The 22,943-nt window shown below is 66.1% G+C and carries 18 protein-coding genes; 7 read left to right on the top strand and 11 right to left on the bottom strand.

Translation table 11 applies throughout. The features are described from left to right. Positions 1-11 precede the first annotated feature (11 nt). The 10 genes from ndk to ACLSSQ_RS06480 form a co-directional block, all read right to left on the bottom strand. The gene (gene ndk, locus ACLSSQ_RS06525; protein WP_014238158.1) at positions 12-440 is read right to left on the bottom strand and encodes a nucleoside-diphosphate kinase; all 429 of its coding nucleotides are present in this window, start codon (positions 438-440) and stop codon (positions 12-14) included. A 180-nt stretch (positions 441-620) separates the two neighbouring features. Beyond that, positions 621-905: a ferredoxin family protein gene (locus tag ACLSSQ_RS06520; RefSeq protein WP_014238159.1), complete on the bottom strand. Its 285-nt coding sequence runs from the start codon at positions 903-905 to the stop codon at positions 621-623. Positions 906-1,038: 133 nt separating this feature from the next. Then, entirely contained in the window at positions 1,039-2,349 is a 1,311-nt protein-coding gene (locus ACLSSQ_RS06515) for an FAD-dependent oxidoreductase (protein ID WP_014238160.1), read from the bottom strand. Positions 2,350-2,359: 10 nt separating this feature from the next. Next, on the bottom strand, positions 2,360-3,433 hold the full coding sequence (locus ACLSSQ_RS06510) for an electron transfer flavoprotein subunit alpha/FixB family protein (RefSeq protein ID WP_416244108.1): 1,074 nt from the start codon (positions 3,431-3,433) through the stop codon (positions 2,360-2,362). After that, positions 3,426-4,292 (bottom strand): electron transfer flavoprotein subunit beta/FixA family protein, encoded by an 867-nt coding sequence (locus tag ACLSSQ_RS06505; protein WP_416244107.1) that lies wholly within the window; start codon positions 4,290-4,292, stop codon positions 3,426-3,428. The genes ACLSSQ_RS06510 and ACLSSQ_RS06505 overlap by 8 nt, the downstream gene beginning before the upstream one ends. A gap of 25 nt (positions 4,293-4,317) precedes the next feature. After that, complete coding sequence (locus ACLSSQ_RS06500; protein WP_416244106.1) at positions 4,318-5,007, bottom strand: response regulator; 690 nt, start codon at positions 5,005-5,007, stop codon at positions 4,318-4,320. Continuing rightward, a complete protein-coding gene (locus tag ACLSSQ_RS06495) occupies positions 5,004-6,503 on the bottom strand; it encodes an ATP-binding protein (RefSeq protein ID WP_416244105.1) in 1,500 nt (499 codons plus the stop codon). The genes ACLSSQ_RS06500 and ACLSSQ_RS06495 overlap by 4 nt, the downstream gene beginning before the upstream one ends. A gap of 140 nt (positions 6,504-6,643) precedes the next feature. Then, positions 6,644-7,927, bottom strand: a complete 1,284-nt coding sequence (locus tag ACLSSQ_RS06490) for a TRAP transporter large permease (RefSeq protein WP_416244104.1) — start codon at positions 7,925-7,927, stop codon at positions 6,644-6,646. 1 nt (position 7,928) lies between these two features. Then, entirely contained in the window at positions 7,929-8,669 is a 741-nt protein-coding gene (locus ACLSSQ_RS06485) for a TRAP transporter small permease (protein ID WP_130458815.1), read from the bottom strand. 72 nt (positions 8,670-8,741) lie between these two features. After that, positions 8,742-9,740 carry a TRAP transporter substrate-binding protein gene (locus tag ACLSSQ_RS06480; protein WP_014238167.1) on the bottom strand — a complete coding sequence of 333 codons (999 nt, stop codon included), beginning with the start codon at positions 9,738-9,740 and terminating at the stop codon, positions 8,742-8,744. 176 nt (positions 9,741-9,916) lie between these two features. On the opposite strand from ACLSSQ_RS06480, the gene ACLSSQ_RS06475 reads away from it, so the two are divergent. Continuing rightward, positions 9,917-10,690: a sulfite exporter TauE/SafE family protein gene (locus tag ACLSSQ_RS06475; protein WP_287873774.1), complete on the top strand. Its 774-nt coding sequence runs from the start codon at positions 9,917-9,919 to the stop codon at positions 10,688-10,690. A gap of 187 nt (positions 10,691-10,877) precedes the next feature. Then, positions 10,878-13,229: a fatty acid cis/trans isomerase gene (locus ACLSSQ_RS06470; RefSeq protein WP_416244103.1), complete on the top strand. Its 2,352-nt coding sequence runs from the start codon at positions 10,878-10,880 to the stop codon at positions 13,227-13,229. Positions 13,230-13,307: 78 nt separating this feature from the next. Here ACLSSQ_RS06470 and ACLSSQ_RS06465 read toward each other — a convergent pair whose 3' ends face one another. After that, positions 13,308-14,654 (bottom strand): dicarboxylate/amino acid:cation symporter, encoded by a 1,347-nt coding sequence (locus ACLSSQ_RS06465; RefSeq protein WP_152088901.1) that lies wholly within the window; start codon positions 14,652-14,654, stop codon positions 13,308-13,310. A gap of 180 nt (positions 14,655-14,834) precedes the next feature. Here ACLSSQ_RS06465 and ACLSSQ_RS06460 point away from each other — a divergent pair, with 180 nt between their 5' ends. The 5 genes from ACLSSQ_RS06460 to ACLSSQ_RS06440 all read left to right on the top strand — a co-directional run bounded on the left by ACLSSQ_RS06460 (position 14,835) and on the right by ACLSSQ_RS06440 (position 22,941). After that, the gene (locus ACLSSQ_RS06460) at positions 14,835-16,823 is read left to right on the top strand and encodes an ATP-binding protein (protein WP_130458819.1); all 1,989 of its coding nucleotides are present in this window, start codon (positions 14,835-14,837) and stop codon (positions 16,821-16,823) included. A gap of 3 nt (positions 16,824-16,826) precedes the next feature. Continuing rightward, positions 16,827-17,429 carry a response regulator transcription factor gene (locus ACLSSQ_RS06455; RefSeq protein WP_014238172.1) on the top strand — a complete coding sequence of 201 codons (603 nt, stop codon included), beginning with the start codon at positions 16,827-16,829 and terminating at the stop codon, positions 17,427-17,429. 11 nt (positions 17,430-17,440) lie between these two features. Further along, positions 17,441-19,363 (top strand): putative bifunctional diguanylate cyclase/phosphodiesterase, encoded by a 1,923-nt coding sequence (locus ACLSSQ_RS06450; protein WP_130458820.1) that lies wholly within the window; start codon positions 17,441-17,443, stop codon positions 19,361-19,363. A 309-nt stretch (positions 19,364-19,672) separates the two neighbouring features. Further along, positions 19,673-21,796 (top strand): TonB-dependent siderophore receptor, encoded by a 2,124-nt coding sequence (locus ACLSSQ_RS06445; RefSeq protein WP_416244102.1) that lies wholly within the window; start codon positions 19,673-19,675, stop codon positions 21,794-21,796. Continuing rightward, on the top strand, positions 21,796-22,941 hold the full coding sequence (locus ACLSSQ_RS06440; RefSeq protein ID WP_416244101.1) for a DUF1624 domain-containing protein: 1,146 nt from the start codon (positions 21,796-21,798) through the stop codon (positions 22,939-22,941). The genes ACLSSQ_RS06445 and ACLSSQ_RS06440 overlap by 1 nt, the downstream gene beginning before the upstream one ends. Positions 22,942-22,943: the final 2 nt, after the last annotated feature.

Here is a 22,943-nt window from a genome sequence, read left to right as displayed (position 1 = left end):
CCCGACTCCGATTAGCGACCGGAGTAGACGTTCATCGCCGGGAAGAAGAAGGCGATTTCGTTGGCAGCGGTTTCGGCGGCGTCGGAACCGTGCACGGCGTTGGCGTCGATGGATTCAGCGAAGTCGGCGCGGATGGTGCCCGGCTCGGCCTTCTTGGGGTCGGTGGCGCCCATCAGGTCGCGGTTCTTGGCGATGGCGTTTTCGCCTTCCAGCACCTGGATCATGACGGGGCCGGAGATCATGAAGGACACCAGATCCTTGAAGAAGGGGCGTTCCTTGTGCACGGCGTAGAACTTGCCGGCTTCTTCGGCAGACAGCCAGGCCATCTTGGAAGCAACGATCTTCAGACCGTTGGTTTCGAAACGGGAGTAGATCTTGCCGATGACGTTCTTGGCGACGGCGTCGGGTTTGATGATGGAAAGGGTGCGTTCGATAGCCATGGTCACTCCGTGAATAGCTGGGTTTGGAAATAACTTTATATTTTACCAGACCTTAGGGGAGAACCCCAGCCCGGACGCCATTTCCGCACCTTGGCAGCACCACGGCAGCCGCCATCCCCGCCCCGGGGCCGGGACGGGAAACCGGCCGCCCTCCCCTGGCGGGAAGGCGGCCGCCGGAACTCAACCGAACTTGAAGAGGATGCCGAAACCGGCCCGGGGATAGTTCCAGTCCACGTTGCCGTGGGTGTCGCAGACCACCCGGCAGGTGCCACATTCCAGGCAGCCGTCGGTGATCAGGCCGATCTTGCCCTCCTCGAAGGACCAGCAGCCGGCCGGACAGCAAACGACGCAGGCCCGGCTGACGCAGCCGTCGTTGCAGACGGATTCGTTCTTGATGCGGATATGGGGCCGATCCGCATCGACCCGGTAGCGGTTCTGGAACAGCTTTTCTTCGACTTTCATCATGATCTATGTCCTTTTGAAGCGCTGCGCCCAAGGGAAACAGCGTGGAGCGCAGCGATCCTGGCTAGGCGTGCCGCCGCAGGCAGTACAGCTAGTACGGCAAGGCGGCACGGCCAGGAATTTTGTTGGCCCTTCCTCAGCGGGTGGCGCGCCACAGGCGGTAAGCATCACCCAGCAGCCCCAGCAGGCTGCGGCGTTCGCGGAAGGCGTTGAAGATGGCCTTTTCCTTGGTCGCCTTGTCCTGTCCATCCACGGTGAAGAACTCGTGGGCGGCGCCGTTGAGCAGGGCCGGGTAATCGGAGAGGAACTGGCGCTGGCTGTGCAGGGTATCCGGGATGTTGCGGTACTTTTTCAGGTCCTTCAGCACGATGCTGTCCTCCAGCCTGGCCTTGTAGCGGGCCAGGTTGGCGGCGGTGGAAGGCAGGCCCTTCTCCCCCAGTTCCAGCAGGGTCTCGGCGGCGAGGCGGCCGCTGGTCATGGCCAGATTGGAGCCTTCCCGGTGCACGGCATTCACGAAACCGGCGGAATCCCCCACCAGCAGCCAGCCTTCGCCGTACAGCTCGGGCAGGGCGTGGTAGCCGCCTTCGGGAATTAGGTGGGCGGCGTATTCCCGGGTCTCGCCGCCGGCGATCAGGGGTGCCACGGAAGGGTGCTGCTTCAGCTTTTCCAGCAGTTCCGCCGGGGTGGTGTTCTGCGCCTTCATGTCGGAAAGCATGCAGCCGATGCCAAGGGAAATGGAGTCCTTGTTGGTGTAGAGGAAGGCAGTACCGGCCATGCCCTGGCTTATGCTGCCCAGCATCTCGATCACCACACCCTCGCTGCCCTTCAGGTTGAAGCGGGCCTCCACGGTTTCCTTGGGCAGGAAGATGGTTTCCTTCACCGCCAGGGCCACGGCGGCGGGCTTGATGTCCTCCCGCAGGCCGGCCCGGCTCGCCACCAGGGAATTGACCCCGTCCGCCAGGATCACGGTGTCGGCGTAGATTTTGCCGTCCTCCCGGTCCACTTCGACGCCGATGACCTTGCCGGCGGCATCCCGCAGCAGGGCGATCACCGTCATTTCGCAGATCACCAGGGCGCCGGCCTTCTGCACCTGCTCGGAGAACCACTTGTCGAAACGGGCCCGGATGATGGTGTAGCGGTTGCCCGGCATCTGGTTGAAGCGGTCGGAACGGAAGGTAGTGCCGACGTAGGACTCGTCCTCCATCACCCACATGCGCTGCTCGATGACGGTACGCTCCAGGGGGGCGGAGTCGCGGAAGTCGGGGATGATCTTTTCCAGGGCGTCGGCGTAGAGGATGGCGCCCTGCACGTTCTTGGAGCCGGGATACTCGCCCCGCTCCAGCTGCAGCACCTTCTTGCCGGCCTTGGCCAGGGTGTAGGCAGCGGCATTGCCGGCGGGGCCGGCGCCGACGACGATGACGTCGAATTTTTCGATGTTCTGGGTCATGAAAATTCCTTTACTGCGCCAGGTAGCCGGCGAAAGTGCGGCCCAGGGCCGGCAGCACCTGGTTGCAGTCGCCGACGATGGCGTAGTGGGCGAAGTCGAAAATGGGGGCGTTGGGGTCGTTGTTGATGGCGATGATGCAGTCCGCCCCTTCCATGCCCACCCGGTGCTGGATGGCGCCGGAAATGCCGGCGGCGATGTAAAGGGCCGGACGCACGGTCTTGCCGGTCTGGCCCACCTGGCGGTCGGCGGAGATCCAGCCGGCGTGGATGGCGGCCCGGGAGGCCCCCACTTCGCCGCCCAGGACCTTGGCCAGATCCCACACATGCTTGAAGTTCTCCGCCTTGCCCAGGCCCTTGCCGCCGGAGACGACGATTTCGGCGTAGGGCAGCTGGGGCTTGTCGCGCTGCTCGTCGGGGATGAATTCCAGCACCTTGGTGACGATGTCGGTCTCGATCAGGCCGGCCTCGAAGTCCACGATCAGGCCGGTCCGTTCCGGTTGCGGGTCGGGCATGGGCATCACCCGGTGGCGCACCGTGGCCATCTGGGGCCGGTAGTTGAGGGTGACGATGGTGCACAGCAGGCTGCCGCCGAAGGTGGGGCGGGTGGAGAGCAGACAGCGGTCTTCCGGATCGATGGCCAGCTCGGTGCAGTCGGCGGTGAGGCCGGTCTTCAGGGTGGTGGCCACCGATCCGGCCAGGTCCCGGCCCAGGGTGGTGGCGCCGAGCAGGAGGATTTCTGGCTTGTGGGCATTGACCAGGTCGGTCAGGGCCCGGGTGAAGGGCACATTGCGGTACTCGGCCAGCACCGGGCTGGCAATACGGTAGCAGCGGTCGGCGCCGTAGGCGAAGGCGGCCTGGCACTGGGCTTCCAGGTCCGGCCCCGGGGCGCCCATGACCACGCCGCACAGCTCCACCCCCAGCTGGTCCGCCAGACGGCGGCCCTGGCCCATCAGCTCCCAGGAGACGGGATGCACATGGCCCCGCTCGCTCTCGACGAAGACCCAGACCCCCTTGTAGGCCAGCAGTTCTTCATCCAGCTTGATCTTGCGCTTCTTGATGGGCTTGTCGGTCTTGGCTTCACTCATGGCGCTCTCCTGCGGCCGTACGCTTGTTATCCAGTTCTTTTTTCACCTTGGGAATCTCCGCCAGCACCTTGTCCAGCAGGGCCTGGGTGGCGGCTTCCGGGTTGGCGGCGTCGAACTCGATCTGCTGGGCCTTCTGGGCCCGGGGGCTGGGCACGAAGACCCGGCTGACGATGGTGGGGCTGCCCTTCAGGCCCACCTTCTTGATGTCCTCGATGCCGGCGGCGTTGCGGTCCCAGACACGGACTTCGGCCCGGGCGGCGCGGAACATGTCGGGGGCGCTGCCGAAGCGGATCTCGTTGCTGCCTTCGAGCATGGTGATGAGGGCCGGCAGGCGGGTTTCCAGCACCTGCACCCCGCCCTCGGCGCGGCGCTCGACGCGGATGCTGTTGGCGGCCTGATCCACGCTGACGATGCGGGAGACGTAGGTCAGCAGTTCCAGCTCCAGCCGCTTGGCGATGCCCGGACCCACCTGGGCCGTGTCGCCGTCGATGGTCTGCTTGCCGGTGAACACCAGGTCCACCGGGCTCTCCTGGTGCAAAGTTTTGATGGCCGAGGCCAGCACGTAGGAGGTGGCCAGGGTGTCGGCCCCGGCGAAGAGCTTGTCGGTCACCAGCACGGCCTCGTCGCAGCCGTAGGAGAGGGCCTTGCGCAGGGCCGGCTCGGCCTGGGGCGGGCCCATGGTCAGCACCGTGACCTTGCCCCCCAGCTGGTCCTTGAGGGCCAGGGCCGCCTCGATAGCGAAGAGGTCGTAGGGGTTGATGATGGCCGGCACCCCCTGGCGCATGATGGTGTTGGTCACCGGATGGACCCGAATCTGGGCACTGTCCGGCACCTGCTTGATACAAACGACGATGTGCATGATGACGATCCGTCTAAAGTTGAAATCAGGGTAGGAAACGGTAGCCGACGCCGATTTCCGTCAGGATATGGCGCGGTTTGGCCGGGTCGGCCTCGATCTTCTGCCGCAGGTGGCCCACATAGACCCGCAGGTACTGATTGTTCTCCGCCGCCTTGCCGCCCCACACCTGGGTCAGCAGCTGGCGGTGGGTCAGCACCCGGCCCGGGTTGCCGGCCAGGGCCAACAGCAGACGGTACTCGATCTGGGACAGGTGCAACAGTTCGCCGCCCTTCTCCACCCGGCGCCCGGCGCAGTCGATGCGCACCTCGCCGAATTCGATGAGGGGACTGCCCTCCCCCGTGGCCGCCGGCCCCCGGCGCAGCAGGGCGCGCACCCGGGCCAGCAGCTCGGGCACGCCGAAGGGCTTGGTCAGGTAGTCGTCGGCGCCCGCGTCCAGGGCCGCCACCTTCTGGCTCTCCTGGGTGCGGGCGGACAGCACCAGCACCGGCGCCGCCGACCAGGCGCGGAAGTCCCGCAGGAAATCCAGGCCGTCCAGGTCCGGCAGGCCCAGGTCCAGGATAAGCAGGGAGGGCTTCAGGGCGCCGGCCTGGACCATGCCGTGGCGGGCCGAACCGGCCTCGCTGACGGCGTAGCCTTCGCTCTCCAGCACGGAGACGACGAATTCCCGGATGGACCCATCGTCCTCCACCACCAGGATGGTTTCGCTGGCGCTCATGGCGTTTCGCTTTCCAGGTCTGCCAGATCCGCCAGGTCGGGCGGGGTTTCCAGGGGCAGGCGCAGGCAGAAGCAGGCGCCGCCGCCGCTGCGGTTGGCGGCGCTGACGCTGCCGCCGTGGGCCTCGGCAATGGTGCGGGCAATGGCCAGCCCGAGCCCGGCCCCGGGCACGTTGGACTCGCTGCGGCCGCGGCGGAAGAGGCCGAACAGATCCTCCTCCTGGCCCGGCGCCAGGCCTTCGCCCCGGTCGCAGACGGACAGTTCCAGCCAGCCTTCGGACTGGGCCACGCGCAGCTCGATGCTTTGTTCCGCCGGGGAATACTTGAGGGCGTTCTCCAGGAGATTCCACAGCACCCGTTCGATCAGCACCCCGTCGATATGCACCGGCGGCAGGTCCGGGGCGATGTTGATGACGATCTCCCGCCCCCCGGCGTGGGGCTCCAGCAGTCCCATGGTGGCGCCGATGACCTCCTCGATGGGCTGCCATTCCTTCTGCAACTCCACATTGCCGGAGCGCAGCCGGGCCATTTCCAGCAGGTTGCCGAGCAGCTGGTTGATGGCCAGGGCCTGGTCCCGCAGGCGCAGCAGCATGGATTTCTGCTTGTCGGCACCGGCCACCTTGCCCAGGGCCAGGCCGTCGGCCATGCCCACCAGGGCCGTGAGGGGCGTGCGCAGGTCGTGGGAGAGGCTGGCAAGGATGGTGCCGCGCAGGGTTTCTGCCGCCACCCGCAATTCGCTCTCGCGCACGGCGGCGGCGTACTGGGTCCGCTCCAGGGCCACGGCCACCACGGAGGCCATGGTGTCCAGGGCCTCCCGATATTCGCCGTCGTCCAGGGTGCCGCTGTCCACCTCGAAGCCGAGCAGGCCCTGCAGGTCCCGGGTGCCGGCCAGGGGCAGGAGGGCCCGGGAAATGCCCGGCGCCGGGCTGGGAATGGCCACCAGCTGGCGCCGCTCCAGACAGGCCCGTACCAGGGCCTTGGTGATGAAAGGCGGCGGCTGGTCCCAGGTGGCCGGCTCCAGCAGGCGGATGCGGCGGGCACCGAGGGCGTCGGCGAGGAAGCGGCGGCAGGTCTGGGTCACCTCCTCGGCGGTCTGGCTGCCGGCCAGGTGCTTGGCCAGTTCGTAGAGGGCCCGGGCCCGCCGGGCCCGGTCGCGGGCCAGTTCCACCTGGGTGCGCAGGGCGGCGGTGAGATGGCCCACCACCAGGGCCACCACCACCATGATCACCGCTGCCATGACGTACTGGATTTCCGTGATGGCCAGGGAGAAATGGGGCGGTACGAAGACGTAGGCGAAGGCCAGGCTGCCGGCCAGGGCGCAGGCCACGGCGGGGCCGCGGCCGAAGTGGCCGCCCACGGCCACCACCGCCAGGACGTAGAGCAGGGCCAGGTTGGAGAGGTCGATCTCAGCCCGGAACGGGGCCGCCAGCGCCGTCCCCAGGAGGACGAAGAGCATGCCCATCAGGTAGCCGGAGAAGCGCTGCAGGAGGTGCCCCATAGCCGAATCAGCAGGAAGAAGCCGGAATCATGGGCACCATGCTAGCCCGAGCCGTATAAAAGCACTGTAAAAAATGGGCGAAAAAAAGCGCGCGGCGGTTTCCCGCACGCGCGCCAACTCAACGCAAGGGTGATTCTTTGCTACAGCATGCCCAGGGTGCGGGGCAGCCACAGGGACAGGCTGGGCCAGTAGGTGACCAGGGCCAGGAAGCAGAGCATGGAGAGCAGCCACGGCCAGACGGCGATGGTCAGCTCCGTAATCCCCATCTTGGTGATGCCCGAAGCCACATAGAGGTTGAGGCCCACCGGCGGGTGGCACATGCCCACTTCCATGTTCACCACGATCAGGATGCCGAAGTGCACCGGGTCGATGCCCAGCTTGACGGCTACCGGGAACAGGATCGGCGCCATGATCAGGACGATGGAGGAAGGCTCCATGAAGTTGCCGGCCACCAGCAGCAGCACGTTCACCGCCAGGAGGAAGGCGATGGGGCCCAGGCCCTTGTCCAGCAGCCATTCAGCCAGCAGCTGGGGGATGTTCTCGTTGGTCATGAGGAAGGAGAACAGCACCGCGTTGGTGATGATGTACAGCAGCATGGCGGACATGTTGGCCGAATCCAGCAGCACCTTGGGGATCTGCTTGAGGCCCATGTCCTTGTACACGAACACCGCCACGATGAAGGCGTACACCGCGGACATGGCCGCCGCCTCGGTGGGGGTGAACATGCCGGTGTAGATGCCGCCCATGACGATGACGATCAGCATCAGGCCCCATACGGACTTGCGGAAGGCGACCCAGCGCTCGCCCCAGGAAGCCTTGGGCATGCGCGGATAGTCGAACTTCTTGGCCCGGTACCAGGTGACCATGCCCAGGGTGAAAGCCAGCAGCAGACCGGGAATCACACCGGCCATGAACAGGGCGCCCACGGAGGTGTTGGTGGCCACGGAGTACATCACCATGACGATGGAGGGCGGGATCAGGATGCCCAGGGCGCCGGAGGTGGTGATGACGCCCGCACCGAAACGGTTGGGGAAGCCTGCCCTGACCATGGCCGGCAGCAGGATGGAGCCGATGGCCACCACGGTCGCCGGGGAGGAGCCGGAGACGGCGGCGAACAGGGCGCAGGCCAGCACGCCGGCAAGGCCGAGGCCGCCGTAGAAGTGGCCCACCATGGCGCTGGCGAAGTTGATCATGCGCCGCGCCACCCCACCGTGGGTGAGGAAGTTGCCTGCCAGGATGAAGAACGGGATCGCCATGATCTCGAACTTCTCGATGCCGGTGAACAGCTTCAGGGCCACCGATTCGATGGGCACCTGGGTCATGGTGAAGAGGAAGGTCAGTACGGTCAGACCCAGGGAAATGGAAATGGGCATCCCCGTCAGCATCAGCGCCAGGAGGAGGCCGAAAATGATTGCGGCGTTCATGTTATTGGCCTCCGTTCTTGTCGCTGCGCTTCACACCGTGGGGCGTGTCCGGCTCCATGGGCACTTCCTTGCGGCCGGCGTCCACGTGTTCCAGTTCCTCGGCGGCCTGGATGGCCTCGCCGATGGAGTAGGTCTTCTCTTCCTGGGCCAGTTCCTCTTCCAGGCCTTCCACATGGCCGTGGTCGTGGTGGGGCAGTTCGCCGGTCTTGAGGAAGGAGACGGCCACCTGCAGGAAGCGGAAGCACATCAGGTAGGAGCCCAGGGGCACGGCGGAATAGACGATCCAGGTCGGCCATTCCAGGTCCGGCGTGATGGGGCCTTCGAAGAGGTCCGGCGCTTCGATGCCGAACCAGTGGAAGAACTGGTAGTGGGCGCCGTTTTCCCAGACGAAGGTGGCACCCAGGGTGCCGACGATGCCGGTGAAGGTGGCGCCGGCGAGCAGGCCGAACAGCACGAACTTGGCGCGGTTGGCAGTCTTCAGGCGGTTGATGACCACATCGACGCCGACGTGGATGCCGGTGCGCACGCCATAGGCGGCGCCGAACTTGGCCATCCACACGAACATGATGATGCACAGTTCCTGGGCCCAGCTGAAGTTGAGGCTGAGCAGCCAGTCCTGCAGGCCAGGAATGTCGTAACCGGAAAGATAGCGATGCACCACGGACAGGAAAATGATGACCGTGGCCGCACCCATCAGGAAGGTGATGATGGCTTCTTCCAGGTGATTGAGCAGCTTATTCATGACAGAACTCCCCCTGCCCTCACAAAAACGCCCGCCCCAGTCTGAGGCGGGCGTCCTCGCGGGCAGAATGTTTTACTGGGCGGTGAAACCGGTTTCCTTGTAGATGGACTGGATCAGATCCTTGCCGATCCGGTCAGCCATCTTGGCGTGCACCGGGGTCAGTGCCTTCTTGAAGGCTTCGCGCTCTTCCTTGGTGGGCACGTAGACCTGGGTCTTGCCGCTCTTCTTCACGGATTCCAGATCCTTGTCGTTCTGTTCCTTGGCGATCTTGTTGGCGTAGGTGGTGGCATCCTTCATCGCGGTTTCGAGCTGGCCGCGCACATCGGCAGGCAGGCCGTCCCAGAACTTCTTGTTCACGATGACGGCGTAACCCAGGTAGCCGTGGTCGGTCAGGGTCAGATGCTTCTGCACTTCATGCATCTTCTGAGTGTAGAGGTTGGAGATGGGGTTCTCGGTACCATCCACCACGCCGGTCTGCAGGGCCTGGTACACCTCGGAGAAGGCCATCACCTGGGGCAGGGCGCCCAGGGAGCGCATTTCCTCTTCCAGCACCTTGGAGGACTGGATGCGCATCTTCTTGCCCTTCAGGTCAGCCGGGGTCTTGATCGGGGTGTTGGCGGAGAAGGACTTGAAGCCGTTGTCCCAGTAAGCCAGACCCTTGATGCCCTTGGGTTCCAGCTTGGCCAGCAGGGCGGCACCGACGGGGCCGGTAGTGACCTTGTGCAGCTCTTCGTAGTTGTCGAAGATGTAGGGCAGGTCGAAGGCTTCGAACTCACGCACGCCCAGGGGACCGAACTTGGCCAGGGAAGGTGCCAGCATCTGCACGGCGCCCAGCTGCAGGGCTTCCATTTCTTCCTTGTCCTTGTACAGCTGGCTGTTGGGGTAGACCTCGACCTTCACTTTACCCTTGGTCAGTTCGGCAGCCTTCTTGGCGAAGAAGTCGGCGGCCATGCCCTTGGGCGTATCCACGGCCACCACGTGGCTGAACTTGATGACGATGGGCTGCTGGGCCATGGCCCCGCAGGACAGGACTCCGGCCAACAGGCCGAACATGAGATGGGACATCTTCATATTTTCTCCTCCGACAAACAGTTGATTTGGTTTATGTAGACTAGCCCTCAGGCCAGCTTGGCGCAGTATCACAAACGTTATACACCGCCCACTACTGTGGATATCCACAATCCACGCGGGTTTCCGTCATTCTGCATGCTTCGCCTCCTTACGTTGCAGCCCGCTGACCGCCCCCCATGCCCCACGATCTGCTCTCCCCGCCGCTGCTGCTGGCCTGCATCGCCCTCATCGTCGGTATCGCCGCCTTCGCCCACGGGGTCATCGGCGTAGGTTTCCCCCTCATTACCACGCCCTGCATCGCCCTCCTCACCGACCTCAAGACGGCGGTGCTGATCACGGTGCTGCCCAACATCCTGCTCAACATCCTCTCCATCCTGCGCGGCGGCAACTGGCGGGACAGCCTGCTCAAGCACTGGCGCCTGGCCGCCTACGTGCTGCTGGGCAGCCTGGTGGGCACCCAGCTGCTGATCGGCCTGCCGGCCGAGCCCCTGAAGCTGGCCCTGGCCCTGATGATGCTGGTCTCCATCAACCTCAACCGCCTGAAGAAGCTGGACTGGTCCTTCCTGCGCCGCCACCGCCGCACCTCGGAAGCGGCCTTCGGCCTCATCGGCGGCATTCTCTCGGGCACCGTCAATGTCTCGGTGCCGCCCCTGGCCATCTACTTCATCGGCCTGGACCTTTCCCCCGTGGCCACGGTGCAGCTGTTCAACCTCTGCTTCATCGTCGGCAAGCTGACCCAGGCCGGGACCCTGGCCGCCCACGGCGAATTCACCGCCGCCATCCTGTGGCAAAGCGCCGGTCTCACCGTGCTGGCCGTGGCCTGTCTCATTCCCGGCATGCGCATCCAGTCCCGCATGGACGCCTCCACCTACCGGCGCTGGCTCAACCACACCCTGCTGCTGATGGCCGTCCTCATGCTGGTCCAGGTCGGCCTGGCCTGGGCCCGCTAGGCATCGCCAGGACCCGGGCAGCACGCCGGCCGGGGCTCCGCTAGAATGGCGTGCAGCCAGGGGCGCCCATTTCCAGGGGCACCCCTCGCCCAAGCGCATCCAGGGCCGACCGCCGGCAATGCCGGCTCCCCATGCCCGCCCCATGCGCCGTTCAGACCCGTGCCCTCCCCTCACCTGGTGCCCCGGTATGCAACTGCGATTCGCCTCCGTCCTGCTGCTGTTCCTCGCCGGCTGTACCGCCCTGGTGCGCCACGACCTGGATCAACGCTTCGGCCCCGCCGATGGGGGCCGCTACGACGCGCCCCGGCCCGGCGCCATCTCCTTCCAGCAGCAGGTGCGGCCCATCCTGGACAGCCGCTGCGTCGTCTGCCACTCCTGCTACGACGCCCCCTGCCAGATCAAGCTGGGCTCCTGGGAAGGCGTGGCCCGGGGCGGCAGCAAGATCGAGGTCTATAACGGCACCCGCCTGCGGGAGGAGTCGCCGACCCGCCTCTTCATCGATGCCGAGAAAGCCTCCCAGTGGCGCGACAAGGGCTTCCACCCGATCCTCAACGAGCGGGGCGACACTCCTGCCGCCGCCCTCCAGGCCAGTCTCCTGGCCCGGGCCCTGGACCTCAAGGCGGCCCATCCCCTGGTGCCCGACCAGCCGGTGGGCGGGGACATCGACTTTTCACTGGCGCGCCAGCAGTCCTGCCCGGCCATCGAGGAGTACGACGCCCTGGAACGGCGCAATCCGGGCTGGGGCATGCCCTTCGGCCTGCCGGCCCTGGCGCCGGCGGAAGTGGCCCTGCTGAAAAAATGGCTGCAGCAGGGCGCCCCCGCCGAAGGCCCCCAGCCCCTGACGCCAGCCCTCCAGGCCCAGGTGGATGCCTGGGAGCGCTTCCTCAACGGCGCCGACCTCAAGACCCGCCTCATGGCCCGCTATCTCTACGAGCACCTGTTCCTGGCCAACCTCTACTTCGAGGGCGCCGCCGAAGGTAGCGACGGCCCCCGCTACTTCCGCCTGGTGCGCTCCCGCAGCGGCCCGGGGGAGGCAGTGCAGGAAATCGCCACCCGGCGCCCCTTCGACGATCCGGAGGTGGAACACTTCCACTACCGCCTGCGCCCGGTGGAAGAGACCATCGTCGCCAAGAACCACATGCCCTACGCCCTCGGCCCGGGGCGCATGGCCCGCTGGCGCGAACTGTTCCTGCAGCCCGCCTACCGGGTGGAGCGCCTGCCGGGCTACGCGCCGGAAGTGGCGGCCAATCCCTTCCTCGCCTTCCGCGACATCCCGGTCCGCGCCCGCTACCAGTTCCTCCTGGACGAGGCCCAGTTCACCGTGATGGGCTTCATCAAGGGCCCGGTGTGCCGGGGCCAGACGGCCCTCAACGTCATCGACGACCATTTCTGGGTCTTCTTCCAGAACCCGGACAGCGTCTCCGAATCCGACGAAGCCTTTCTCCTGCGGGAAAGCCGCAACCTCAGCCTGCCGGCGGAAAAGGGCAGCGAGACGCCGATCCTCACCCCCTGGATGCGCTACAGCGCCCAGGAGACCCGCTACCTCCAGGCCAAGTCCCGCTACTACGAGCAGCGCTTCGACAGCCCGGCCAAGGTCAATCTCAACCTGATCTGGGACGGCGGCGGCCGCAACGACAATGCCGCCCTCACCATCTACCGCCACTTCGACAGCGCCACGGTGCTGAAGGGGCTGGTGGGCGAAAAGCCCAAGACCGCCTGGGTCCTCAGCTACCCCCTGCTGGAGCTCATCCACTACCTGCTGGTGGCGGGCTACGACGTCTTCGGCAATATCGGCCACCAGCTGACGACGCGGCTGTACATGGATTTCCTGCGCATGGAGGGGGAATCCCAGTTCCTCATGCTGCTGCCCCGGGAGGCCCGCATCCGGGTGCGGGACCACTGGTACCGGGACGTCAATGGCGACACCCGGGAACGGGTCTACGGCAGCATCGCCCGCTTCGACCAGGAAAGCGGCATCGCCTACCAGGAGCGGGAGCAGCCCGAGCGCGAACTGCTGCAACGTCTGCAACAGCGCTTGCAGCCGGTGCTGCCGCGGCAGCACCTTCTCGACACCCTGCCCGATGCGGCCCTGCAGACCAATCTGCAGGATCTGGCCCGGGTCGCCGGCAAGGCCCTGGCCTGGCTGCCGGAAAGCAGCCTGCTGCTGGTGGAGGAAGCGGGACGCCCGCCCCGGATCTTCACCCTGCTGCGCAACACGGGCCACCGCAACGTCACCTACGTGCTCATCGAAAAGCTGGCCATCGCCCCGGAAGAACACAGCCTGGACGTGCTGCCCGGCATCGCCACCGCCTATCCCAACGCTTTCTACCGGGTGCCCCGCGCCAGCCTGGGCGCCTTCGCCCGGGACCTGGCGGCCCTGGCCTCGGAACGGGACTACACCCGCTTCATGGACGCCTACGGCCTGCGCCGCAGCAGCCCGGCCTTCTGGGCCCTGAGCGACTACGTCAATGGGGAATACCGGCGCCAGGCCCCCGTCGAGGCCGGCTGGCTGGACTACAACCGGCTGGAGAACCGCTGATCCAGGCCCTCTGCAGGAAGGGCGGAAAAAGAAAAAGCCGCCCTCGGGCGGCTTTTTGATTGGCGGCTACCTGGAGGGTCAGGCGGCCTTGCCCACCGGGCGGACCAGATCGGCCGGATGCAGCACGGCGTCGGACACGGCTTCGGGCTCGTCGGCCTCTTCCACCGTTTCGCCGTTCAGCACCCGGGTCATGCGGTCGGTGTTGAGGGCGTTTTCCCACTTGGAGACGACGATGGTGGCGACGCCGTTGCCGATCAGGTTGGTGATGGCGCGGGCTTCGGACATGAAGCGGTCCACCCCCAGCAGCAGGGCCAGGCCTTCCACCGGCAGCTTGCCGCCCAGGGTGGCCAGGGTGGCCGCCAGGGTGATGAAGCCGCCGCCGGTCACGGCCGCCGCGCCCTTGGAGGTCAGCAGCAGCACGCCGAGGATGGTCAGCTGCTCGGTCAGGGTCAGGGGCACGTTGAGGGCCTGGGCGATGAAGATGGCCGCCATGGTCAGGTAGATGGAGGTGCCGTCCAGGTTGAAGGAGTAGCCGGTGGGAATGACCATGCCGACCACGGGCTTGTGGCAGCCCAGGTTTTCCAGCTTGGTCATCATGCGCGGCAGGGCGGACTCGGAGGAGGAGGTGCCGAGCACGATGAGCAGCTCTTCCTTGATGTAGGCCAGGAACTTCAGCAGGGAGAAGCCGGTGAACTTGGCGATCAGACCCAGCACCACGAAGACGAACAGGGCGCAGGTGATGTACACGTTGGCCATGAGGAAGCCCAGCTGCTTCAGGGAGCCGATGCCGTACTTGCCGATGGTGAAGGCCATGGCACCGAAGGCGCCGATGGGGGCGAAGTGCATGATCATGCCGATGACGCCGAAGAGGCCGTGGGAGAACTCGTCGAGAATCTTCACCAGGGGCTTGGCCTTGTCGCCCAGGCGGGACAGGGCCAGGCCGAAGAGCACGGAGAACAGCAGCACCTGCAGGATTTCACCCTTGGCGAAGGCATCCACCACGCTGTTGGGGATGATGTTCATGAGGAAATCGGTGGTGCTCTGGTTGTGGGCCGCCGCGGCGTAGTTGGCGATGGCCTTGGTATCCAGGGTGGCCGGATCCACGTTCATGCCGGCGCCCGGCTGCAGGATGTTCACCACGATCAGGCCGATGGCCAGGGCCACGGTGGACACCACTTCAAAGTAGATCAGGGCCTTCAGGCCGACCCGGCCCACTTCCTTCATGTCGCCCATCTTGGCGATGCCGACCACCACGGTGGCGAAGATGATCGGGGCGATCATCATCTTGATCAGCTTGATGAAGGCGTCGCCCAGGGGCTTCATGGTGGCGCCCGTTTCCGGGAAGAAGGCGCCGAGGGCAACCCCCAGGGCAATGGCGAACAGCACCTGCACATACAGGCGCTTGTAGAAAGGCTTGTGAGACATGGTCACTCCTGCTGATTGAGATGGCTCCCGGGGTTTCCGTACGGACCCCGATGTAGTTATGGGGGCGCATTCTCTGCCCCTGAAGCCGGGGTCGCCATTGTGGTTATCCGTTAGCTGCAGCGCAGCATGAAGCCGCGGAGAGGCAAACGGGACGCACCTCCTGGGGTACTATTGCGCTTTATGAAACGACTTTCCGTTCCTTCCTCGGGCAGCGTCCTGCAATGGCCCCGCTGGACCCTGCTGATGCCCAAGCTGGCGGTGGGGCTGCTGGTCATTTCCCTGGTCAGCCTGCTGTGGCTCCTGCACCGCAACGAGGTGGAGGAGCAACGGGCCACCCTCATCGCCGACATCCTCTGGCTGGAACAGAATTTCCGCTTCCACATGTCGGGCAACGAGGACCAGCTCAACCGCACCGGCCTCGACATGGGCAGCGCCGCCAAGGGCGGCACGCCGGCGACGGTGTTCCAGGTACAGGCCCAGCACATCGTCAAGAACAACCCGGAAGTGGAACAGGTGATCTGGCTCGACGCCGGCGGCAACCTGGTCCAGGCCTACCCCAACCGCATCCCCGACCGGCAGGAGCTGGACATCTTCGGCGGCCCCATCACCCGGGACGCCTTCGACTTCGCCCGCAAGCTGGGCAAGGCCACCTACACCGACCCCTACCGGGCCGCCGGCGGCAACAGCCAGATCGACCTGTTCGTGCCCATCTACCGCCAGGGCGACTTCGCCGGCATGCTGGTGATGGCCTATTCCCTCAAGTCCATGCTCAACCACCTGGTGCCCTGGTGGTTTGCCGAGAAATACCAGCTGCGCATCCTGGACGACGGCGGTGCGGTGCTGGCCAGCAAGTCCAACATCCAGGGCGAGCCCGGGCTGGCCTACGAACTGCCCTTCGACCCGCCGGGCCACGGCCTCATGCTGCAGGGCATCGCCTACCGCAACGCCGGCAACCCGGCCCAACTGGTCCTGGCCGGCGCCATTGTGGTCCTGGCCATCGGCGTCTTCTGGAGCCTTTTCGCCATCCGCGGCCTGATCAAGAAGCGCCTAGCGGCGGAACAGGCCCTACGCGACGAGCATGCCTTCCGCCAGGCCATGGAGGATTCCATGATCATCGGCATGCGGGCCCGGGACATGGACGGCCGCATCACCTACGTGAACCCGGCCTTCTGCCGCATGAGCGGCTACCGGGCCGACGAACTGGTGGGCCACAGCCCGCCCCTGCCCTACTGGAACCCGGACAGCCTGGACACCCACGAGGAGCAGAACGCCCTGGTGCTCACCGGCCACGCCCCCAACGAAGGCTTCGAGGCCAGCATCCGCCACCGGGACGGCCACATCGTGCACACCATGGTGTACGCCACGCCCCTGATCGACGCCCACGGCAAGCAGACCGGCTGGATCAGTTCGGTGGTGGACATCTCGGAACGGAAGAAGGCCCAGGCCCTGCAGCGGCAGCAGCAGGAAAAACTGGAACAGACGGCGCGCCTGGTGACCATGGGCGAAATGGCCTCCACCCTGGCCCACGAACTGAACCAGCCCCTCTCCGCCATCGCCAGCTACACCACCGGCTGCCTCAACCGCCTGGAGGCGGGGGACTACACCCGGGAGGAAATCTCCGGCGCCCTCAACAAGCTGGCCCTGCAGGCGCAGCGGGCCGGCCGCATCATCCGCCGGGTGCACGACTTCGTGCGGCGGCGGGAGCCCCAGCGGGTCATCTGCCACCTGGAAGAGGTGATCGAGGACAGCATCGCCTTCATCGAGCCCCTGGCGCGCAAGCAGCAGGTGCACATGCTGCGCCTGGTGCCGGCCCATCTGCCCAAGCTGCTGGCCGACCCGGTGCTGCTGGGCCAGGTGCTGATCAACCTGATGCGCAACGGCATCGACGCCATGGCCGCCACCCCGCCGGAGCGGCGCCAGCTCATCGTCGAGGCCCAGCTGCTGGGCGACCAGGTGGAAGTGTGCATCGCCGACCGGGGCTGCGGCATTCCCCCGGAAGTGGCGGAAAAGCTCTTTTCCCCCTTCTTCACCACCAAGACGGAAGGCATGGGCATGGGCCTCAACATCTGCCGTTCCGTCATAGAATTCCACGGCGGCCGCCTCTGGTTCGAACCAGGGGCCGAAGGCGGCACCGTATTCATCTTCACCCTGCCCCTCGACTGGGAGTAAGCCGTGAGCCCCAAAGCCCACATCATCGACGACGACGAAGCCATCCGTGACGCCCTTTCCTGGCTGCTGCAGTCCCGCGGCGTCGCCAGCGCCACCTGGCCCAGCGCCGAAGCCTTCCTGGAGGCCTGGAACGCCTCCGGCGAAAGCCTGCAGGGCTGCCTGCTGCTGGACATCCGCATGGACGGCATGAGCGGCCTGGAACTGTTCGAGCACCTGCAGGGCAAGGGCCTCAAGCTGCCAGTGATCTTCCTCACCGGCCACGGCGACGTACCCATGGCCGTCTCCTCCCTGAAGAAGGGCGCCTTCGATTTCGTCGAAAAGCCCTTCAACGACAACGAACTGGTGAACCGGGTCATCGAGGCCATGGATGCGGACGCCCGCAACCAGGAAAAGCAGGCCATCAGCGCCTCCGTCCAGTCCCGCCTGGACACCCTCACCACCCGGGAGCGGCAGATCATGGAACTGATCCTGGTGGGCAAGTTCAATAAGGTCATCGCCGACGAACTGCAGATCAGCATGCGCACGGTGGAAGTGCACCGGGCCCACCTGTTTGAGAAGATGGGCGTGCGCACCGCCGTGGAACTGGCCCAACTGCTCAAGCCCTGAGGTATCCCGTCATGAAACCGCCCGCCCCCGCCGCCCCCTCCCCCAATGGACAGGCCGGCCTGGTGGCCGGGCTCTACGGCCTTCTGGCAGCCCTCTGGATCGCCCTCTCGGACCGGCTGGCGGCCCTGGTGGCGGGCGACACGGCCCAGCTGACCCTGATCCAGAACTACAAGGGCTGGGCCTTCGTCGCCATCACCTGCACCCTCCTCTTCTTTCTCGTGCGCCGTTCCCTGTCCCGGCTCCAGGGCTCCTACCGGGCCCTGGCGGAAAGCGAGGCCCTCTACGAATCCCTGGTCCAGGTCATGCCCCAATGTCTCTACCGCATGGACCGGGAAAGCCGCATCACCTTCGCCAACCGGGCCCTGGAACGCCACCTGGGCAAGCCCCGGGAAGCCATCCTGGGCCATTCGCCGCGGGAGGTGTATCCGGCGGATCTGGCGGCCAAGTACCGCCAGGACGACCTGCGGGTGCTGCAGGGCGAGACCCTCAACCTGATCGAGGAAATGGTTTCCCTCGATAGCGAGCAGCGCAAGCGCTACATCGAGATCGTCAAGACGCCCACCTACGCCCCCGACGGCAGCATCAACGGCATCCAGGGCATTTTCTGGGACATCACGGCACGCAAGAGCGCCGAGGAACAGATCGAATACCTGGCCCACCACGATCCCCTCACCGACCTGCCCAACCGGGTGCTGCTGCGCGACCGCTTCCTCCAGGCCCAGGGCCAGGCGGCCCGCAGCGCCAACCGGGTGGCCATCCTGTTCCTCGACCTGGACCACTTCAAGCTGGTGAACGACACCCTGGGCCACCCCATCGGCGACCGCCTGCTGCAGGCCGTGGCCGAGCGCCTGCGCCGCGGCGTACGGGAGACGGACACCATCAGCCGCCAGGGCGGCGACGAGTTCGTCATCGTCCTGCCCGAACTGGCGGACCCGGAAAGCGCCGGCAGCATCGCCGGCAAGCTGATGGAGCAGATGCACGAGCCGGTGCGGGTGAACGGCCACCGCCTCAACGTCACCTTTTCCCTGGGCATCGCCCTCTACCCAGACGACGGCGAGGATTTCGACACCCTGATGAAGAAGGCCGACACGGCCATGTACTCGGCCAAGGAGGCGGGGCGCAACACCCTGCGCTTCTTCACCGCCGCCATGAACGTCGAAGCCGCTGCCCGCCTCAAGCTGCAGAACCGCCTGCAGCGGGCCCTGGAGAAGGAGGAACTGGTGCTGTACTACCAGCCCCAGTTCGACCTGGCCAGCGGCCGCATCCTCGGCGCCGAGGCCCTGCTGCGCTGGCGGGACCCGGAGCGGGGCCTGGTGCCCCCCGGGGAATTCATTCCGGTGGCCGAGGACACGGGCCTCATCGGCCCCATCGGCGAATGGGTCATCGGCGAAGCCTGCCGCGAGCTGCGGCGCTGGCACGAGGCCGGGGCCACGGACCTGACCATGGCGGTCAACCTGTCGCCGGTGCAGTTCCGCCGCAGCCGCCTGGTGGAAATCGCCGCCCGGGCCCTGCAGGAAAACCGCCTGCCGGCCGAGTGCCTGGAATTCGAGCTGACCGAGTCCCTGCTGATCCGGGAGGACGCGGCCATCCTGGAAACCCTCACCGCCCTCAAGGGCCTGGGGGTGAAGCTGTCCATCGACGATTTCGGCACCGGCTATTCCAGCCTGGCCTACCTGAAGCGCTTCAACGTGGACAAGCTGAAGATCGACCAGAGCTTCATCCGTGAGCTGTGCAGCAATCCGGACGACGAAGCCATCGTCAGCGCCGTCATCACCATGGCCCGCCAGCTGCGCCTGCGCACCGTCGCCGAAGGGGTGGAAAACGCCGAGCAGGCCACCATGCTGCGCCGCTTCGACTGCGACGAGGTGCAGGGCTTCCTCTTCGGCCGCCCCATGCCCGCCGCCGACTTCCAGGCCCTCCTGGGCCACCGCTGAACACCTTGCGGGGCCGCCCCGGCCTCCAAGCCCCCACCGCACCGCGCCGCGTCCTGGCGGCCCCGGTCGGCCACCCGACAGGCGCCTTGGTGTTCTGAAGCCGAAGAATCGCGCTGCGACGAAATGTCGCCAACGATTGCGCCACTTCTATTTGAGAATAATTCCCATCCAAAGTATATTAGCGGCCGTTCTTGCGCCTCCGCTTCGGAGCCCGCCGGAGGCCGCCGCCGTACCGCGCGCCTCATCGGCTATGGCGCGGCTCCCCATTTTCGATTCGCAACCCCACTCCCAATCACATACAAGAAAATCATGTCTGTCAGCCTGAAACTGAAGCCGCTCGCTGCGGCCGTACTGCTACTCGGCACAAGTCACTGCGCCCTGGCCGAGGAACCTTCCCTGACCCTGTCTGAAATCAATGTGGTGGGACGCAGCGAAGGGCAGGACTACTACAGCGACGAGGCCGGCGTGGCCCGTTCCGAGACGCCCCTGCGGGAAGTCCCCCAGTCGGTGCGGGTCGTTCCCCGCCAGGCCATCGACGACATCGGGGCGGTACGCCTCGAGGAAGCCTACGACTATGTCAGCGGCGTCAATCGCCAGAACAGCTTTGGCGGCCTGTGGGACAACTTCTCCATCCGCGGCTTTGCCGGCAACCCGGACACGGGAGCCAATTTCCTGCGCAACGGCTTTGCCGGGAACCGGGGCTACAACGCTCCCCGGGACATGGCCAACGTGGAACGGCTGGAAGTGATCAAGGGCCCCGCATCGGCCCTGTACGGCGGCAGCGAACCCGGGGGCATCCTCAACATCGTCACCAAGAAGCCCCAGTTCAAATCCGGCCACGCCCTGGAAATGTATGTCGGCAGCTACGACACCTACCGGACGACCCTCGATTCCACCGGCCCCATCAGCGACGCCCTGGCCTACCGGCTTAACCTGGCCTATGAGGACAAAGGCAGTTTCCGCGAGCAGGTGGACAGCCAGCGCTACCTGGTGGCGCCCTCCTTCACCTGGCTCCTGGGCGCCGGCACCATCGTCAATTACGACCTGGAACTGCTGCGCCAGAAAGCGCCCATGGACCGGGGGGTGATCGCGGTCAATGGCAAGGTGGGCAGCATTCCCCGGGAGCGCTTCCTGGGAGAGCCGGGGGACGGTGACATCACCATCGACAACAAGACCCACCATCTGACGGTGGAACATGAACTGGCCGATGCCTGGAAAGCCAAGTTTGGTCTGGCCTACCGCACCACCAGCCTGGAAGGCTATTCCACCGAGGCCAGCCCCCGCACTGCTGGCAGCATCCGCTGGACCAGCGCCGGCGCTCCCGTCATCGAGCGGGAGCGGCGCTACCGGGACTACAGTTCCAACGACCTGTCGTTCCAGGGCGAAATCCTCGGCAAATTCAGCACCGGCTGGCTCCAGCATGAAGTGCTGACCGGCGTGGACAGCTACCGTTTCGAACTGGACCAGCTGATGCGGCGGGGCCGCTCCACCACCACCTACGGCCTGGATGTGCTCAACCCCGTCTATGGACAGACGCCGCTGGCCCTGACCGCCACGCCCACCAACACCCTGGAAACCCAGCACGCCACCGGCTTCTTCCTGCAGGACCAGATGAGCCTGGCGGAACGCTGGCGCCTGCTGCTGGGCCTGCGCCACGACCGCTTCCGGCAGGAAATCCTCAACCGGAACACGGGTATCAGCACCTCCCAGGAACACAGCGTCACCACCCCCCGCGTCGGCCTGACCTGGCTGGCCACCCCCACCCTGTCCGCCTATGTCCTGGCCAGTGAATCCTTCCGCGCCAACAACGGCGTCGATGCGGCCAGCCAGTCCTTTGCGCCGGAACGGGGCGAGTCCAGGGAAGCCGGCCTCAAATACGAATCGCCCGACAAGCGCTACGGCGGCACCCTGGCCCTGTTCGAGATCGACAAGAAGAACGTGCTGACCAACGACCCGGCCAATGCGGGTTACGCCATCGCCGCCGGCGAGGCCCGCAGCCGCGGCCTGGAATTCGATTTCTCCGGACAACTGACCAGCAAGGTGCGGGTGCTGGCCAACTACGCCCATATCGATGCCGAGATCACCAAGGACAGCAACGCCGCCCTGGTCGGCGCCCGGCTGATCAACGTGCCGAAGAACAGCGGCAGCGTGCTGGCCATGTATGAAGACGGCCTGGCCGGCGGCCGCTACGGCCTTGGCGCCGGCGCCACCTATGTGGGCAAGCGGGCCGGCAATTCCATCGACAGCTTCGAACTGCCCAGCTACACCACCATGCGGGCCATGGCCTACTGGAAGCCGAGCAAGACCCTGCGCTTCTCCCTGGATATCGACAACCTGTTCGACAAGACCTACTACGCCAGTTCCTACGACGTGTACTGGGTGACGCCGGGCGCGCCCCGCACCGTGACCCTGGGCATGCAGGCCAAGTTCTGATGCTCGGCGGGAATCAGCGCATCAACGCCATCGACGCCCTGCGGGGCCTGGTCATGGCGCTGATGGTGGTGGACCACGTGCGGGAGTTCTTTTTCCTGCACCAGCAGGTCGCCGACCCGATGGACCTGCACACCACCTCGCCCGGGCTCTTCTTCACCCGCTTCGCCAGCCACTTCTGCGCCCCGGTCTTCGTTTTTCTCACCGGGCTTGGCGCCTGGTGCTACGGGCAACGGCACCTTGGCGCCGGCGGCGATCCCCGGCGCGCCGCCAGCGCCTTCCTGGCCAAGCGCGGCCTCTTCCTGGTGCTGCTGGAGCTGAGCCTGATCAACTTTGCCTGGACCTTCGCCTTCCCCCCCAGGATGCTCTATCTGCAGGTGATCTGGGCCATCGGCCTGTCCATGCTGGCCCTGGCTGCCCTGCTGTGGCTGCCCCGGGCGGGACAACTGGCCCTGGGGCTCCTCATCATCGTCGGCCACAACCTGCTCGACGGCCTGCACTTCCCTCCGGGCACGGCAGCCCATGCCGTGTGGGCCGTCCTGCACGACCGCGCCATCATCGAGCTGGCCCCCGGACTGGCGGCCCGCACCTCCTACCCGGTCCTGCCCTGGATCGGCGTCATCCTGCTGGGTTACGGGCTGGGGCCCTGGTTTGCCCAGGGCAGTGCGCCGGAGCAGCGCCGGCGCCGCCTTGCCCTGGCGGGCCTGGGCGCCCTCGCCCTGTTTGTCCTGCTGCGGTGGCTGGATGGCTACGGGGACCATCCCCTGGCCGGCGCCGGAACGGGCCTGGCCACCCTCATGGACTGGCTGAACCTGACCAAATATCCGCCCTCCCTGCTGTTCCTGCTGCTGACCCTGGGGAGCGGACTGCTCGGGCTGGCCGTCCTGGAACGACACTCCTGGAATTTCCTGGCGGTGCTGGGGCGGGTGCCGATGTTCTTCTACGTCGTCCATCTCTACGCCCTGCATCTGCTCAATCTGCTCTGCCTGGCGCTGTGGGGGCCCACCCAGGGCGAGCGTTACGGCTTCGGGCAGGTCTGGCAGATCTGGGGCCTGGCCCTGCTGTCGGTCCCGGCCCTGTATCCCCTGTGCCGGCGTTTTGCCGACTACAAACGCCGGCATCCCGGCGGCTGGCTGTCCTACTTCTGACC

The sequence above is a fragment of the Azospira sp. APE16 genome (assembly GCF_047901315.1).
GTDB lineage: Bacteria > Pseudomonadota > Gammaproteobacteria > Burkholderiales > Rhodocyclaceae > Azospira > Azospira oryzae.
This window is presented reverse-complemented; position numbering and strand designations above follow the sequence as displayed.

What these genes read in the sequence shown, in the direction of transcription:
- ACLSSQ_RS06480 (WP_014238167.1), bottom strand. Translation starts at nt 9,740, where the DNA reads ATGAAGATGTCCCATCTCATGTTCGGCCTGTTGGCCGGAGTCCTGTCC.
- ACLSSQ_RS06495 (WP_416244105.1), bottom strand. Translation starts at nt 6,503, where the DNA reads ATGGGGCACCTCCTGCAGCGCTTCTCCGGCTACCTGATGGGCATGCTC.
- ndk (WP_014238158.1), bottom strand. Translation starts at nt 440, where the DNA reads ATGGCTATCGAACGCACCCTTTCCATCATCAAACCCGACGCCGTCGCC.
- ACLSSQ_RS06510 (WP_416244108.1), bottom strand. Translation starts at nt 3,433, where the DNA reads ATGAGTGAAGCCAAGACCGACAAGCCCATCAAGAAGCGCAAGATCAAG.
- ACLSSQ_RS06475 (WP_287873774.1), top strand. Translation starts at nt 9,917, where the DNA reads ATGCCCCACGATCTGCTCTCCCCGCCGCTGCTGCTGGCCTGCATCGCC.
- ACLSSQ_RS06520 (WP_014238159.1), bottom strand. Translation starts at nt 905, where the DNA reads ATGATGAAAGTCGAAGAAAAGCTGTTCCAGAACCGCTACCGGGTCGAT.
- ACLSSQ_RS06470 (WP_416244103.1), top strand. Translation starts at nt 10,878, where the DNA reads ATGCAACTGCGATTCGCCTCCGTCCTGCTGCTGTTCCTCGCCGGCTGT.
- ACLSSQ_RS06515 (WP_014238160.1), bottom strand. Translation starts at nt 2,349, where the DNA reads ATGACCCAGAACATCGAAAAATTCGACGTCATCGTCGTCGGCGCCGGC.
- ACLSSQ_RS06460 (WP_130458819.1), top strand. Translation starts at nt 14,835, where the DNA reads ATGAAACGACTTTCCGTTCCTTCCTCGGGCAGCGTCCTGCAATGGCCC.
- ACLSSQ_RS06505 (WP_416244107.1), bottom strand. Translation starts at nt 4,292, where the DNA reads ATGCACATCGTCGTTTGTATCAAGCAGGTGCCGGACAGTGCCCAGATT.
- ACLSSQ_RS06445 (WP_416244102.1), top strand. Translation starts at nt 19,673, where the DNA reads ATGTCTGTCAGCCTGAAACTGAAGCCGCTCGCTGCGGCCGTACTGCTA.
- ACLSSQ_RS06440 (WP_416244101.1), top strand. Translation starts at nt 21,796, where the DNA reads ATGCTCGGCGGGAATCAGCGCATCAACGCCATCGACGCCCTGCGGGGC.
- ACLSSQ_RS06490 (WP_416244104.1), bottom strand. Translation starts at nt 7,927, where the DNA reads ATGAACGCCGCAATCATTTTCGGCCTCCTCCTGGCGCTGATGCTGACG.
- ACLSSQ_RS06465 (WP_152088901.1), bottom strand. Translation starts at nt 14,654, where the DNA reads ATGTCTCACAAGCCTTTCTACAAGCGCCTGTATGTGCAGGTGCTGTTC.
- ACLSSQ_RS06485 (WP_130458815.1), bottom strand. Translation starts at nt 8,669, where the DNA reads ATGAATAAGCTGCTCAATCACCTGGAAGAAGCCATCATCACCTTCCTG.
- ACLSSQ_RS06500 (WP_416244106.1), bottom strand. Translation starts at nt 5,007, where the DNA reads ATGAGCGCCAGCGAAACCATCCTGGTGGTGGAGGACGATGGGTCCATC.
- ACLSSQ_RS06450 (WP_130458820.1), top strand. Translation starts at nt 17,441, where the DNA reads ATGAAACCGCCCGCCCCCGCCGCCCCCTCCCCCAATGGACAGGCCGGC.